General features: G+C 65.1%; 10 protein-coding genes. 5 read left to right on the top strand and 5 right to left on the bottom strand.

Going from position 1 to position 15,681, the window contains the following annotated elements; translation table 11 throughout:
- Positions 1-6 precede the first annotated feature (6 nt).
- The 3 genes from AC1DSF_RS10990 to AC1DSF_RS11000 are packed head-to-tail and all read right to left on the bottom strand — an operon-like array spanning position 7 to position 7,024.
- Positions 7-2,097 carry a two-component system sensor histidine kinase NtrB gene (locus AC1DSF_RS10990; protein ID WP_478127467.1) on the bottom strand — a complete coding sequence of 697 codons (2,091 nt, stop codon included), beginning with the start codon at positions 2,095-2,097 and terminating at the stop codon, positions 7-9.
- The gene (locus tag AC1DSF_RS10995; RefSeq protein WP_478127468.1) at positions 2,085-2,900 is read right to left on the bottom strand and encodes a carbon-nitrogen hydrolase family protein; all 816 of its coding nucleotides are present in this window, start codon (positions 2,898-2,900) and stop codon (positions 2,085-2,087) included. Before AC1DSF_RS10995 ends, AC1DSF_RS10990 begins: the two co-directional genes overlap by 13 nt.
- 26 nt (positions 2,901-2,926) lie before the next feature.
- On the bottom strand, positions 2,927-7,024 hold the full coding sequence (locus tag AC1DSF_RS11000; protein WP_478182830.1) for a YhdP family protein: 4,098 nt from the start codon (positions 7,022-7,024) through the stop codon (positions 2,927-2,929).
- 25 nt (positions 7,025-7,049) lie between these two features.
- Between AC1DSF_RS11000 and glnE the strand changes: the two genes are divergently transcribed.
- Both glnE and AC1DSF_RS11010 read left to right on the top strand, forming a co-directional pair.
- Positions 7,050-9,833 (top strand): bifunctional [glutamate--ammonia ligase]-adenylyl-L-tyrosine phosphorylase/[glutamate--ammonia-ligase] adenylyltransferase, encoded by a 2,784-nt coding sequence (gene glnE, locus AC1DSF_RS11005; protein WP_478127470.1) that lies wholly within the window; start codon positions 7,050-7,052, stop codon positions 9,831-9,833.
- 31 nt (positions 9,834-9,864) lie between these two features.
- Entirely contained in the window at positions 9,865-10,929 is a 1,065-nt protein-coding gene (locus AC1DSF_RS11010) for a septal ring lytic transglycosylase RlpA family protein (protein ID WP_478144721.1), read from the top strand.
- A 116-nt stretch (positions 10,930-11,045) separates the two neighbouring features.
- Here AC1DSF_RS11010 and AC1DSF_RS11015 read toward each other — a convergent pair whose 3' ends face one another.
- A complete protein-coding gene (locus AC1DSF_RS11015) occupies positions 11,046-11,903 on the bottom strand; it encodes a ferritin family protein (RefSeq protein WP_478127472.1) in 858 nt (285 codons plus the stop codon).
- A 115-nt stretch (positions 11,904-12,018) separates the two neighbouring features.
- Here AC1DSF_RS11015 and AC1DSF_RS11020 point away from each other — a divergent pair, with 115 nt between their 5' ends.
- On the top strand, positions 12,019-12,630 hold the full coding sequence (locus AC1DSF_RS11020) for a glutathione peroxidase (protein WP_478127636.1): 612 nt from the start codon (positions 12,019-12,021) through the stop codon (positions 12,628-12,630).
- Positions 12,631-12,887: 257 nt separating this feature from the next.
- On the opposite strand, the gene AC1DSF_RS11025 is transcribed toward AC1DSF_RS11020, so the two are convergent.
- The gene (locus AC1DSF_RS11025; protein WP_478127473.1) at positions 12,888-13,499 is read right to left on the bottom strand and encodes a glutathione S-transferase N-terminal domain-containing protein; all 612 of its coding nucleotides are present in this window, start codon (positions 13,497-13,499) and stop codon (positions 12,888-12,890) included.
- A gap of 158 nt (positions 13,500-13,657) precedes the next feature.
- Here AC1DSF_RS11025 and purB point away from each other — a divergent pair, with 158 nt between their 5' ends.
- Positions 13,658-15,037 (top strand): adenylosuccinate lyase, encoded by a 1,380-nt coding sequence (gene purB / locus AC1DSF_RS11030; RefSeq protein ID WP_478144724.1) that lies wholly within the window; start codon positions 13,658-13,660, stop codon positions 15,035-15,037.
- Between the two features lie 58 nt (positions 15,038-15,095).
- Complete coding sequence (locus tag AC1DSF_RS11035) at positions 15,096-15,656, top strand: YaeQ family protein (RefSeq protein WP_478144725.1); 561 nt, start codon at positions 15,096-15,098, stop codon at positions 15,654-15,656.
- The last annotated feature ends 25 nt before the right edge of the window (positions 15,657-15,681 follow it).

The raw sequence follows: 15,681 nt of genomic DNA on the forward strand, positions 1-15,681 counted from the left end.
GGACTCTCAGGCCGCCGGCAGTGTGAAGCGAAATAGGGTGCCGCGAGGCCGCTGCGGCTCGAACATCAGCACCCCGCCGTGCTGCTCGACGACCGTGCGGCACAGGCTGAGGCCGAGGCCCATGCCATCGGATCGCGTCGTGAAGAAAGGCGTGAACAGGCGAGCGGCCACCTCGTCGCTGATGCCTGAGCCGACGTCGGCCACTGAGAATTCGAGCCAGCGGCGTGCGTCCGCACCCGAGGCGGCTTCGCGGTTGCGCCCTGTGTTCCGCGCGCGAGCGACCCTCAGGCGCAGCACGCGATTGCTCAAGCCGGGCATGTCCATGGCTTGCATGCCATTGCGCGCCAGATTCAGCAGCACCTGCTCGACCAGCGTGCGGTCGCAGTACACGGAAGGCAGTGAGTCTTCCACGAAGACGTCGATCTGCACGCCCAGCTTGCGTGCCTGCAGGCGCACGAGCGGAAGCACCGCATCGATCAGGGCATGCGGCGCGACAGTCTCGCGGGTACGATCGCGCCGCCGAACGAAATCGTGGACGCTGCGAATCACCCGCCCGGCACGGTCGGCCTGTTCGGCGATACGGCGCACGGCCATGGCGACATCGTCGCGATGGCTCTGCAGCGAACTCTCGTCGGGCGCCTGCAGCAGATTGAGCGAGCCGCTCGCGTAGCTGGCAATGGCCGCCAGCGGCTGCGTCAACTCATGACTCAGGAGCGACGCCATCTCACCCACCGTCGCGAGGCGCGCGCTGGCCTGAAGCCGCTCCTGGCTCGCGCGCGAAAGCTCCTCGATGCGGCGCTGCTCGCTGATGTCGATGAAGGCGCTCATCCATCCCGTTTGCGAGCCGTGCGCGTTGATCAGCGGCGCCTCGAAGATCAGCACCGGAAAGCGGCTACCGTCCTTGCGCATGAACACCGATTCGAAGCCTTCGCGTGGTGGCACGCCACCGGCCATCCGCACCGCCTGGCGGCTTTGGTATTCGTGGGCGAGTTCGGTCGGCCAATAGGGCGCCTCGTTGCCGCCGCTGGCGGTGAGTTCCTCCACGCTGAAGCCCACCATTTCGCAGAAGGCGGGGTTCACATAGGTGATGCGGCCCTGAAGATCGCGCGCCCGCAGGCCGGTGATGACCGAGTCCTCCATGGCCTTGCGAAACGCGAGCGCATCGGCGAGGTCGTGCTCGGCGCGCTGGCGTCGACGCGTATCGCGCGCCAGCAACACCAGCACGGACACGAGCGCGATCGAGATCGCCGTGACGAGCGCCGTCAGCATGTTCGGGAAGAGATCCGGCACGGCACGCCAGCCGTCGACCCGCAGCATCAGCGGCGCGCCGGGAAGATCGATGAGCTGCTGCGACGTGAAGACACGGGTGCCGACGCGACGCTGAACACCAATCGCCACCAGCCGCGTGCCATCCGCCTCGGTGAAAGCGACCTCCTGTCCACGACTCAGCGTGGGGGCGACCAGTTCAGTCAACATGTCCCGCAGCGAATAGGAGGCGATGAGATAGCCGCCGCCCTCGACTGGCAGGCACATTTCCATGACTTCCAGGCCGTTGCCCTGAGTGACCGGAACATAGTGGCTTGGCGAATAGGCGGCGCCGCCGAGCTTGCGCGCAGTGGCGCAGGCGAGCGCCACATCCGAAGGCTCCTGCCCGCCGCGATCGGACTCGTCGAAGATGCGCCGGCGGTAGGGTGTGTCGACCGCCGCCTGCGTCTGCAAGCCGGCATCTCGCCATTCGAGCCGCAGCCATTCGCGGTGCTCGCGCAGGAGACTGCCGGCGCGAAGATCCCACTGCTCGCGATTCACGCCGCCAGCGAGCGAAGCGCGCAAGGTCTGCACGTTGCGCTGCAGGCCTCCACGCAAGTCCGCCACGGCATCGGCCGTGTCACGGTCCAGCACCGTCTGTGCCTGCTCGACCTCATGCCGCCCGGCCAGCCACACGACAGTGACGAGCAACGCAAGCACGAGGATGGCCAGCAGCACCCACAGGAACCAGCGCCTCCATACCGAGCGCAGGAAGCGCAGCCGCGCGAATGCGGGGCGAAGGACGCGGGCGACGGGCAGCGTGGGCGAGGACACCGTCTTCAGAGCACGCAATGAGACAGCGCCGGCAGTTGCGTGCGCGCGCGTTCGACCTGCTGCGCATCGACGTCGAACAGCACCACCGCCTCTTCAGCGGCCTGCTGCGCAACCACGGATCCCCAGGGGTCGACCACCATCGACTGGCCCCAGGTTTGGCGTCCGTTCTCGTGCTTGCCGCCTTGTGCGGGCGCAACCACCCAAGCGAGGTTCTCGATCGCGCGGGCGCGCAGGAGCACCTCCCAATGCGCAGCCCCCGTGGTGTGAGTGAACGCGCTGGGTACCAGCAGGAGTTCGGCACCCTCGCGGGCCAGCGCCCGATAAAGCTCGGGAAAGCGAAGGTCGTAGCACACGCTCATTCCGACGCGCCAGAGATGACCGTCCCGCGAGGGCAGATCGAATGTCACAGGCTGACTGCCGGGCGCGATCACGCGCCGTTCGTCGTAGCGCTCGCGGCCGTTGTCGAAGAAAAAGAGATGGATCTTGTCGTAGCGCGCGACGCAGGCGCCGTCCGGTGCATAGACCAGCGAGCTGTTGTAGACGTGGGTGTCATCGCCCGTCTCGAGCGGCAGAGTGCCGCCGACGATCCACAAGCCGAATTCGCGCGCGGCGTCCGAGAGAAAGCTCTGTACCGGACCCGAGCCCGTCGCCTCGCGCAGCCCCAGCTTGTCCGTATCCCGCGCGCCCATCATGCAGAAATATTCCGGCAGGACGGCGAGTTCCGCGCCCCCTTCCGCAGCTTCGGCCAGCAGCGCGCGGGCGCTCGCCAGGTTGGCTTCGCGGGTGATGGCCGACACCATCTGGATTGCAGCGACTTTCATGGCGAATGTCTCCTTCGGTTTTGCTTCTAGCGCGGAGCGGGTGCCACCGGCGCGCTCTGCGCTTCCGGCAGCAGCCGGCGGGGCACCTTGGTGATTTTCGGGTCGGTCCAGGTGCCGTCGATCTTGAACTCCTGCGTGGCGGCCGCGATGAGCGGCCTGCTCAGCACCATCTGCGCGAGGAAGGTGCCCAGGCCGATCGCGGGATTGATCGCCGTGGCCACCAGCGCCGCGGTCCCGGCATTGATCTCCGGCACGACCACCACGCGGATGCTCTGCGTTTCCCGCGCCAGGTCGGCGGAACCGTCCATCAGCACGGCGGCGTTCACGCCCTTCATCTGCAGGTTGTTCGTCGACGCGACGCCCTGGTCGAACTTGACGTCGCCGCGCAGAAAGTCGAATGCGAAGCCTTCACTGAAGACATCGCGGAAGTCGAGTGTCAGCCGTCGCGGCAAGGCCTGCAGGCTGAGCACGCCCAGCAGCTTGGCAATGCCGGGCTCGGCCTTGAGGAACTGTCCCGTTTCGACGTTGATCTGCAGTTGCCCGCCAAGGCTTGGGTAGTCGATTGCGAACGGCGAGCCGGTCCACTGCACCGCGCCTTCCAGCCGGCCCCGGCCGCGCCGCACGACGTCCTTCATGCCAAACCGCGTGAGAAGGTTGCCGGCATCCGCAATCTCGAGCTTGAAGTCCATGCTGGTGCGGCGCTGCTCGCGCCCGCCTGAGGCACCACCACCCGGAAGCGCACCCCACGTGCCCTGCGCGGTGAAAGTGGCATCCGGATTGGACAGCGCCAGCCGATTGAGCCGCCATTCACGCGCGGCGCCGCCACGATTGACCGCGTCGATCTCCGCACGCCCGAGCCGGTGTCCGAAGAGCTCGAAGTCGTCCACCACGATGTCGAGGGCAGGCAGCGTACTGGGTTGTTCGTCGAGCAGCGTTTCGACGGCCGTGGCCTCGCTGCGTGCGATCTTCAGTCGTGCCAGCCGCGCATACAGGCGACCAGACTGCGTATGCCGGTATTCGGCATAGCCGCTGAGCTCCGCCGCGTCGATATTGGCGCGCCAGAGCGACCCCTCGCGCGTTCCGCCAAGCACAACGTCGTGCAACGTCCTGCCACCGACGGCGAGTTCCCGCGCCCGCAGGGCGATGAGAGTGGGCAGATAGGAGAGCGCGTCGTCCGCGCTTTCATTGGCGCCGGCGGCTTCCGGCGCCCTGCCGGTTGCGTCTGCAAAGAGTGCCTGCCAGGCAGCGATGTCGAGGCGATCGAAGCGCAAGTTCGCGAAGATGCCGCGATCGGGCGGCGCCGCCGATTCCCCCGCCGAGAGGCCGACGCCGACTCCGCCTCGCAGCACCTTCGGTTCGCTGCCGGAAAGGTCGCGCACGTAGGCCGCCGATACCGCGCGTCCGAGATCGATCGAGATCTGGTCGTTGATGGGCTGCGTGGCGCCGCCCGTCGAACGAGAGCCGCGCAGGACGACCTTCTTTTCGATGCGCAACGGCATCGACTCTTCGACCGCCTTGGTCAGCGGCGGCGGCATTTGCAGCCCCAATCCTTGAAGACTGCTGGTGAGCAGAAATTCTGGAACGCCGTCACGCACGGAGAAGGTGGCCGCATAGGCTGTACCGCCGCTTGCGCCCCTGGCAAGGCGCGTCAGCCAGTCGACTTCGCGCGCGGCGCGCAGCCCCTCTGCGGTGGCATTGCCTTGCACCCGAAAGTTCAGGTCCTGGACCGCATTGCCGAAGCGCCCGTTGCCCTCGATGCGCACTGCGCCGCCCAATGCGCGCGCCTGAATCGCCGCCAGCGAAAAGCCCGTCTCGGTGATGTTGACCGTGCCGCGCACCTGCGTCAACGCGGGCGCGGAAGAAGCGAGTTGCAGGTCGTTGTCGGTGAGCACGATACCTGCCTGCACCTTCGACTTGTCCATGGCTGAAAGCGGCAGCTCGAGGCGCAGCCTGTAGTCGGCGTTGCCGGTTGCGCGCATGTCGGCCAGCGTCTTCTCGGCGTCGCCTGCCAGCGGTGCGCCCACGCGCAGCACTTCGGCAAGGGCGCCCTTGGCCTGCGCATCGACCTTCAACAGCGCGGCATGGTGCGACATGTCGGCGATCTGCGCCTCGGCCTTCGTCAGTTCCACGCCGGGCGCGCCGACGATACGCCCGCGTGCGTTGCGCACCAGCATGCCGGCCCGTTCGAAGACGAGCTCGCCGGAAAGCCCCGTCAGCGCGGGCCACGACTTGGACGCGTTCGGCATGGAGGGAACGTAGGCATAGGTGACGTCGGCCACCCGCGCGGCGATGCGGAAGTCGCCTTGCTTCGGGTCCATGAACGGCATGTCGTACAGATCGCCCCGCACCTTGAAATCGACAGAACTGGCCGTTCCCTTTGTCACTGCGTCTCGCACGTAGTCGCGGGTGCCCTTGGGTATATGCAGCGGCAGGTAGCGATAGACCCGCGTTCCATCGGCTCGCGTGAGCTTTCCTTGCAAATCGAGAATGCCTGGATAGCGCGCGCCGCCGCCGGACACCGCCGGATCGCTGGTTCGCCAACTGGCCTGCGCCTCGCCTTCGGCGTCGACATTGGCAAAGCGCAGGTTCGAAACCTGCAACTGGACGGCCTCTCCGTCGACCTTCCACTGCGCCTGCATCGACATCCGGTCGATGGGGATCACTGGTTCCTCGAAAACACCGGGAAAATCGAGCGCGCCGTTTGCAATGGACGCGGTGGCGCTGCCGCCCGTCTGGCTGGCGTCGAACTCTACTGTGGCGCCGCGCACGCCCGGCGTGCCCACCGGGACCGGCGGCGGTTCGGCCGTGGCTGTTGCCACCGCCTCGACCGGCGCGCCGGGCTGTGACGCAATGCCGAAGGCACTCAGCCGCCCGCGCACCTGGTATTTGTCGGGCTTGGACGCCGGACCCTGCCAGTTCGCATCGACGCGCTCGACGAGGCCGCTCAAACCGAATTCACCGATGAGCTTGCGCGTGGCTTCGCCGAACGGCAAGCGGTCCGCGATGAGCGCCAGCGCGGCGAGGTCCAGCCGATCGGCACGGAAGGCGCCGCGCTCCGCCGCGCGGTCTTTGGCGGGTGTGTGCTGCAGCCAGATGTTGCCGCCAGGCCAACGCTTTCCACCGGCCGTATCGAACTGCAGATTGGTGGTCGAGAATTCGAAGGTTTCATTGTCGAGACGGCCAGCGAGACGCCCCGTCACGTCACGAAGAAACAGCGGCTGAAGGCCCTTGGCCAGCGAGACGTCGACCCTTTGCAGCGCCAGATCGGCGACGGCCCCCGTGAGCTTGCCGTCCGTGATGTCCGCCCAGAGCCGCATTCCTCCACTGCCTTCGCGAATACGCGCGTCGAGGTCCACGTAGCCGCCAAGGCGCGTGACATCGACATACGGGAGATTCGCGAAGATCTTGCCGTCCCAGGTCTTCCAGTTGCCCCTGTGCACCGACAAAAGGGGTTGGCGGAAATCGCCGACGAGGGTGAACCGCTCGCCCCAACCTGCCGGCGGTGTCGCGTCCAGGCGCATGGCGTGACGCCGCCCGCCGTTGCGCGCAACGAACTGAACATCGGTCAGCCGCAGCGGCTCCATCCTGCGGCCTTCGTCGATCCAGACGACCGTGCCGCCCCGCACGACGAGCTCGCGCTGCGCAAAGAACCAGTCGGCGCCGTCGCGCTCGCCGCTGGTCTCGGCCGACATGTCGATGCCCGCGATGTGGAGCTTGCCGGCGGCGTCGCGCCGCACGTCGACCTGCGGCTCTTCGATGTAGAGCTGCTCGAAACTGAGATTCCAGAGCGATCGCGGCGAAACGCTCGCCACCACGCGCATCAGGCGCAGCGCCTCCTGCTCGTTCGAATCCTGGAGCACGACGTCGCGCAACTCGATCGTGGGGAACAATCCGCCGGACTCAGCAGCAACCGAACCGATGCGCACAGGTACACCGATGGCCCGGCTGGCTTGCGCTTCGAGGGCACCACGGTAGTCGCCGATTCGCGGCACAATCCAGACGTGTAGGACAACGACGGACAGCACGAGCAGGAGCCATGCACCGAAAAGCAATGCCAGCAACCAGCGCGCCGTTACAGCGGTGATCTTGAGCAGACGTGAAGGGGAAGACGTCGTGTCGTTCATTGAGGATCGCGCTGTGTCGAGAATTATGACTGCCAGCTCCCAACCCGGTTCCAACGGCCCCGGCTCCGCGCCGCATGGCGCGCCACAGGCATCCGCGCCCACAACGCCGTTGGCGGGCTACTCGCGCTTCGTTCAACGCCTGAGGCGCCGCTATGCCGGCGAACTGTCGCTGCTGCCGCCCGGTGCGCCGGTTCTCGCGCACATGGCCCAGGCATATGAATCCCTTCGCCGCCGCGGGGACAATGCCGCCGACGCGCTGCGCATCGTGCGCCAGCTCGTGATGGAACGGCTGATTACCCTCGATTGCGACCAGCAGGCGCCGCTCGCCGTCGTGACGACCGCGGTCACCGAACTCGCTGAATTTGCACTCGACGTCGCCTGCCATGAGGCCTGCACTGAACTCGACGCGGCCCATGGCGCGCCCATCGGAGCCGACGGCCAGCGCGCGCAGATCTGGATCGTCGGAATGGGCAAGCTCGGTGCGCGCGAACTCAACGTGTCGAGCGACATCGACCTCATCTACCTGTACGACCAGGATGGCGACACGCTCGGCGACATCGACGGCCGGGGCAAGCTGTCCAACCAGGAATACTTCGCGCGGGCGGTGAAGCGCATTTATGCACTGGTGGGCGACACCACTGAGCACGGGTTCGTGTTCCGCGTCGACCTGGCGCTGCGACCGAACGGCAATTCAGGCCCGAGCGTGGTTTCGCTCGACGCGCTCGAAGAGTATTTCCAGGTGCAAGGGCGCGAGTGGGAGCGTTTTGCCTGGCTCAAGAGCCGCGTGGTCGCGCCGCGATCGGTGGTGACCAGCGGCTCGGCCCAAGCGCTTCGGGGCGTGGTTCTGCCCTTTGTCTTCCGCCGCTATCTCGACTACAGCGTGTTCGACTCGTTGCGTACGCTGCACCGGCAGATTCGCGAACAGGCATCGCGCCGCAGCGCTGGAAGGCCGGAGCGCGCGAACGACGTGAAGCTGTCGCGTGGCGGCATCCGCGAGATCGAATTCACGGTCCAGTTGCTTCAGGTGGTGCGCGGCGGGCAATTCCCGGAGCTTCGCACCCGCCCGACGCTCGATGCGCTGCAGCGACTGGCGCGCGCCAACCTGATGCCGCAGGAAGCCGCCGACGAGTTAGCCGCGGCATACGTGTTCCTGCGGCGCGTCGAGCATCGAATCCAGTACCTGGATGACCAGCAAACACACGTGCTGCCGGTCAGCGACGACGACGTCCGATGGATCGCACAGACGCTCGGCTTTGCCGATTGCTGCAGCTTCCTCGCCCAACTCGATACACACCGTGAGTTCGTCGCCCAGGAATTCGACAAGCTGCTCGGCGGCAAGGCGCCCTGCAAGCGATGCAACGGCGGCGCGAGCGCGGCGCCGACGGACCTGGCCGACCTGATCGACGGCCTTCCCGCACCTTTCGCCGAACGCATCGAAGCATGGCGCGAGAACCCCCGCATCCGGGCCTTGCGCGACGAAACGCGTGCCCGCCTGCGCCAGCTCGTGCACCGCACGGGGCAATGGCTGCGCGAACCCGACAGCGAGGCGCCCGGCAAGATCGGCCATCACATCGACGCGGCGCTGCGCTGGGCGGACTGGATCGAACCACTCCTGCGGCGCGAGAACTACATCGCCTTGCTTGTCGAGCGGCCCGCCGTGCAGGAGCGCTTGCTGCGACTGCTCGGCTCCGCCAAGTGGCCGGCGCGCTATTTGATGCAGCACCCGGGTGTGATCGACGAGCTCGCGAGCGACGAGATGCTCTCGGGCCGCTTTGTCGCGACGGAGTTCGAGCGCGAACTCGAAGCGCGGCACCAGTCGCTCACCCGAACCGGCGAAGCCGACGAGGAGCGCTTGCTCAATCTCTTGCGCCACGCCCACCACGCGGAGCTGTTTCGCACGCTCGCTCGTGACGTCGACGGGCGCATCACCGTCGAGCAGGTGGCCGATGATCTCAGCGCCCTGGCCGACGCGGTGCTGCGCGCCACGGCGCGCTGGTGCTGGCCGCACGTGCGCAATCCGCACCGCGAACAGCCACAGTTCGCGATCATCGGATACGGAAAACTCGGCGGCAAGGAACTCGGCTACGGGAGCGACCTGGACATCGTCTTTGTCTATGACGACGACGACGAGCGCGCGGGCGAGGTGTATGCGGCTTATGTTCGCAAGCTCATCAACTGGCTGACGGTGAAGACGCGCGAAGGCGATCTGTTCGAGATTGACACGGCGCTGCGGCCGAACGGCAATTCGGGTTTGCTCACCACCAGCTTCGAGGCCTACGAGAAGTATCAGCTTGGCCGCGGCAGCAACACGGCCTGGACCTGGGAACACCAGGCCATGACGCGTGCGCGCTTCGTACTCGGCGATGCGTCGCTGGGGGAGCGGTTCGACCGCGTCCGTGAAGCCGTGATCACCGCGCCGCGCGATCACGATGCCCTCAAGGCCGAGATCGTTGCCATGCGCGAGAAGGTGCGAGCAGCGCGGCCGGTGAAGCCCGATCACTTCGACGTTAAGCACAGTGCGGGCGGCATGGTCGACGCCGAATTCGCGGTGCAATTTCTCATCCTCTCCGCAGCCAAAGCCCACCCTGAACTGGTCCCCAACGTCGGCAACATCGCCCTGCTCGTGCGCGCGGAAAACGCCGGTTTGCTGCCCCAAGGCATCGGCCAGAACGCCGCGGCGGCATACCGTGAACTGCGTCGTGTGCAGCACCGGGCGCGGCTCAACGAAGAACCGACGCAGGTGCCGATGAGCTCTCTCGTCCACGAGCGTGAGGCCATGTTGGCACTTTGGAAGGCGGTCTTTGGATAGGACGACGCTCGCCCCCAGGCGTGCCCACCTCGTGTGGCCGCCCATCCGCTCTCAGGGAGCAACGCGCGTCATTTCGCTGGTCCTTCTGTTGCTCGCCGGTTGCGCGAGCGGCCCCAAGAGTGGCGGCTTCGGGCGCGACGGCGCCGATGCCAGCCCGCCCCCGAACCTGAGCCAGGTCCCCGATGCGGAACCCCGCGTCGAACCCATCCGCAGCAGCGGTGGAACCAGCAAGCCCTATGTCGTGCTGGGCCGCTCGTATGTTCCCATCGTCGATGACCGCCCATTCCGCGAGAGCGGCTTGGCGTCCTGGTATGGCCGCAAATTCCACAGCCAATCGACCGCCAGCGGCGAGCCCTACGACATGTACGCGATGACCGCGGCCCACAAGACACTGCCGTTGCCGAGCTATGTGCGCGTTCGCAATCCGGCAAACGGTCGCGAAGTGATCGTGCGAGTCAACGACCGTGGGCCTTTTCACGACGACCGCGTCATCGATCTGAGCTATACCGCCGCGCTCAAGCTGGACTTGCTGCGCGGCGTTGCGCCTGTCGAGATCGAACGCATCACCAACGACGACATCCGCACAGGTGCTTGGCGTCGCGGCAATGCCGATGCCACGCAGTTGGCAAGCCGTACGCCGCCGCCCACACCTGCCGAACTTGCCCCGGCGGCGGACAGCGTCGCCGTGCCAGCAGCATTGACGGCGCCAGTCGCGGCCACGCCGCGCTTCGAGGCAATGGAAGTCTCGCCTCTGGCACCGATGGCTCCGCTTTCAACCGCTGCCGCATCGCCCCCGATCGCTTCGCCCATGCTGCCGTCCGAAGGCGCAGCTTCGGCGCCAACGCAAAGAGTGCAAGGTGTGCAAGGCTTCTGGGTACAACTCGGCGCATTCAGCCAGCGAGATGGCGCGACGCGCTTTCAGCAACAGGTCGCACGCGATCTGCCCAGCCTCGCGCCGTCCCTCAACGTCTTCAGCGAGCGCGGCACCCACCGCCTGCAAGCCGGCCCCTACGCCTCACGCGAATCAGCCCGCAACACCGCAGAGCAAGTCCGCAACGGCCTCCAACTAACCCCCGTGATCGTAGAGCGCCACTGACGGCGATGCGTCTTCAGAGGAGGGCCGCCGCGCCCGGCCGCCCGAAGCGGCCGGCCGCCCCCGGCAGGGGGTTGGCGAAGCGACACGAAGTGCGCGCAGCCTGGGGGCGAGCTTGGCTAGGCTCCCTGGTACTCGGGCTTCGGCCCAAGCGAAGCCGCCAGCTCTTTGCGATAGCGATTCAGTTCCTGCACGGTCTTGAAGCTCCTGTTCATCAGCAAGCTCAAGTTGTGAAGGATGCGGTCGCCGACCTTGTTTTCCCAGACCGTGTCGAACTTGATCTGCTTGTCGAGCCAGTGCTCGAGCCAGTCGGGGTCCGGCACACGGCTCTGGATCGTGTCGTTGGGGAAAAGCGCCTTGTTGACGTGCAGGTTGGTCGGGTGCAGCGCCTGCGCGGTCCGGCGGGCGCTAGCCATGAGCACGCCCACCTTGGTGAATGCCGAACGCGCCTCGTCGCCGAACTTTTCGAGCGCACGCTTCATGTAGCGGAGATAGGCGCCGCCATGGCGCGCCTCGTCCTGGCTGAGCGTGGTGTAGATGTGCTTGATGACGGGCTCGGTGTGCCACTCCGCCGCGCGGCGATACCAGTGGTTGAGGCGGATTTCGCCGCAGAAATGCAGCATGAGGGTTTCGAGCGGCGGCGCGGGATCGAAATCGAAGCGCACGTCGTGCAGTTCCTGTTCGGTCGGCGCGTGCTGCGGGCTGAAGCGCTTGAGATATTCCATCAGCACCAGTGAATGCTTTTGCTCTTCGAAGAACCAGATCGACATGAAGGCCGAGAAGTCGCTGTCATGCCGGTTGTCGCGCAGGAACATCTCGGTGGCAGGCAATGCGGCCCATTCCGTGATGGCATTCATCTTGATGGTCTGGGCCTGCTCTTCGGATAGCAGGGTCCCGTCGAATGACTGCCACGGAATATCCTTGTCCATGTCCCAGCGGACGGATTCGAGTTGTCTGAAGAGTTCCGGGTACAGCATTGGTGTCTTTCTGAAGCCGCTGGATTTTAGACGGCGGTCTTGGCGCGTCCATGACACGCGCAAGAACATACAAATACGCGTACGCTTCCCATGCGCAAAACTGAGGAAATCCGCCATGCGAATTCACGTCCGGCTGCCGTTGACGATTCTTTTGGCCATTGCCGCCGTGGCCAGCTTTCTCCCCCGCAGCGCCAAGGCTGACGACGCCAAAGCCGCCTCGACCGCGGCATCCGCCTGCCCAGCCATCCTGCAGCACACCTTTGCGCGGCTTCAAGATGAGAAACCCCAGAATCTGTGCCAGTACACGGGCAAGGTGCTGCTGGTCGTAAATACCGCGAGCTTCTGTGGATTTACACCCCAGTACAAAGGTCTCGAATCCCTGCACAGCAAATACCGCGCTCGGGGCTTGGTCGTGCTTGGTTTCCCGTCCAACGATTTCGCGCAAGAGGCAGGTTCGAACAAGGAAATCGCCGACTTCTGCGAAAGCACCTTTGGTGTCAAATTTCCGATGTTTGCGAAAAGCTCTGTCCGCGGAACAGACGCCAACCCATTGTTCAAGGAGTTGGCGCGCGCTTCGGGAACAACGCCGAAATGGAATTTCTACAAATACCTGATCGCGCGAGACGGAACGGTGGTCGAGTCTTACTCAAGCCTCACGACGCCTGAGGATCGATCCTTTATCCGCGATGTCGAAAAGCAACTCGGTCCCGATCGATCGACCCACTGATCGATTTACCGTCACAAACGCTTACCTCTCGCGCGGGAACCGGTCGCCGGGGCCACGCTCATAACGGTTTCGGGTGTGGATCACCCGATCGGTTTCATGTTGCGAGGTCTTCCAGGTGCGTGTCGCTTGGTTGAAATCCCGAGGCGATTCTTCTCCTCCTCCCTCCCTCCCTCCTTCGTCTCGGGGCGCCTCGCAACGTTTTTATCTCCACCAAAAAAATGCCCCGCATTGCGGGGCATTTTTTTGTCTGGGCCGGCTCAAGGGCAGGTGTCGGCGAAGCTGGGCCGCAACATCAACTTGTCGTAGAGCTTGGCAAGATTCGGGTGATCGCCGCGCCAGTCAATATCGGGAAAGCGATAGGCGATCCAGCCGAGGGCACAGCCCACAGCGATGTCCGAAAGACTCAGGTGGATCCCGCTGCAGAATGGCTTGTCGGCGAGCCCCTTGGCCATGGCCGCGATCCCGTTGAGGACCTTCGCGCGCTGGCGGTCCATCCAGGCCTGGCTGCGTTCGCCGTCGGCACGATGTGCCCACGTTGCTTCGAGCCGCCACAGCACGCCCGCGTCCATGACGCCATCAGCCAGCGCTTCCCAGGTCTTGACTTCCGCTCGCTCGCGGCTTTGCTGTGGAATCAGCTTGCCGACCGGCGAGAGCGTGTCGAGATACTCGACGATCACGCGCGAATCGAACATGGCTTCGCTGCCGTCCATGATCAGGCAGGGCACCTTGCCGAGTGGATTGGCACTGGAAATGGTGGTATCGGCAGACCAGACGTCTTCGATCACGAACTGGTAGTCGAGCCGCTTCTCGGCCATGACCACTCGCACTTTGCGCACGTAAGGACTGGCAGCGGATCCGATCAGTTTCATTCGGGCTTTCCCCCCATCAGGGTCATCGTTGTAGCGCTTTGATTCTATGGGAACGGGACCACTGCGGAATCGACGTTGCCCTCCCGACCCGTTCTTGGCGTGCGGCGGCGAGCCGGAGCCGCAATTGCTTCGAGCCGGGCGAGACCTAAAATTCGCCGATGAGTTTCTCCACCGTTTCCGCGCTTTCCCCCCTTGATGGCCGCTACGCGCCAAAGCTCGCGGCACTGCGCCCGCTGATGAGCGAACAGGGCTACATGCACCGGCGGGTGCAGGTCGAAGTGGCGTGGTTCATCGCCCTTTCGGACTGCGGCTTCGCTGAATTCAAGCCACTCACCGGAGGCGCCCGCAAGTATTTGCTCGGGCTGGTCTCCAACTTCTCGGAGGCCGACGCGATAGCGATCAAGCAGATCGAGAAGACCACCAACCATGACGTGAAGGCCGTCGAGTACTGGATCAAGTCGAAGTTCGAGGCGCGGCCCGAGCTGCTTGCCGCTTCGGAGTTCGTGCACTTCGCCTGCACCAGCGAAGACATCAACAACACGAGCCATGCGCTGCAGATCCAGGCGGCCCGCGAGAAGGTGATGCTGCCCGCCATCGACGGCCTGATCTCGACCTTGCGCGAGATGGCGACGAAGTTCGCTGACGTATCGATGCTTTCGCGCACGCACGGACAGACCGCCAGCCCGACCACCGTGGGCAAGGAAATCGCCAACGTCGCCGTGCGTCTGTCGAAGGCGCGCGAGCAGATCGCGGGCGTGCAGTTGCTCGGCAAGATGAACGGAGCGGTCGGCAACTACAACGCGCATCTGGCGGCGTGGCCAGACTTCGACTGGGAGGCCTTCAGCCGAAAAGTGGTCGAGACGCCCGCGCCGCTGGGTCTGGGTCTGACTTTTCAGCCATACAGCATCCAGATCGAGCCACATGACTACATGGCCGAACTCTTCGACGCGATCGCTCGGGCCAACACGATCCTCATCGACTTCTCGCGTGACATCTGGGGCTACGTGAGCCTGGGGTACTTCAAGCAGCGGCTGAAGAAAGGCGAAATCGGCTCCTCGACGATGCCGCACAAGGTCAACCCGATCGACTTCGAGAATGCCGAAGGAAATCTCGGCCTTGCGAATGCGGTTCTTCGCCACCTGAGCGAAAAGCTGCCCATCAGCCGCTGGCAGCGCGACCTGACCGACAGCACCGTGCTGCGCAACATCGGCGTCGCGCTCGGCTATGCCACGCTCGCTTATGCGAGCTTGGCGGCCGGCTTGGGCAAGCTCGAACTCAACGAAGAAGCGTTGGCAGCGGATCTGGACGCTTCATGGGAAGTGCTCGCAGAACCCATCCAGACGGTGATGCGGCGCTTCGGCGTGCAGGGTGCGTACGAGCAGTTGAAGGAAGTGACTCGCGGCAAGACGGTCACGGCCGAGGCGCTGCATGGGCTGATCCGCTCGCTTGCGATCCCTGACGCCGAAAAAGATCGGCTGCTGGCCATGACGCCGGCCAGCTACATCGGCAAGGCTGCCGAATTGGCCCGGCGGGCATGATGGCCCCCACTCTCGGCACTTCGTGTCCTCGCTTCCCCCTGACGGAGCGGCGAATCTGATGGCACTCAAGTCAACGATATTCAAGGCCAGTCTCGCTGTCGCGGACATCGATCATGGCTACTACGCCGATCACACGCTGACGCTGGCGCGTCATCCGAGCGAAACCGACGAGCGGATGATGATCCGGCTGGTGGCGCTGGCGCTCAACGCCCACAAGTTGCAGGACGTCTGCAATGGCGACGGAACGCTCGCCTTCGGCGCCGGCCTCTCGAACCCGGACGAGCCGGACGTCTGGCTGCGCGACTTCACCGGCGAAGTAAAGATGTGGATCGAGGTCGGCCAGCCGGAAGACAAGCCCATCATCAAGGCGTGCGGCAAGGCGGACGAGGTCATCGTCTATTGCTTCAACCACGCCGCCGAGATCTGGTGGCGCGGCATCGAGAACAAGCTGACGCGGCCGCAGAACCTGAGCGTGTTCCGGATACCCACCGCAGCTTCGCAGGCGCTTGCCGCTCTGGCGCAGCGGTCGATGCAGCTGCAGGCGACGATTCAGGAAGGCGCGTTGATGCTGGGCGACGGCACGCACAACATCGATATCGAACCCGTGAAGCTCAAGTAGGGATCGCTGCTTTGCCCCCGGTGCG

Source organism: Variovorax sp. 01N429 (assembly GCF_056399425.1).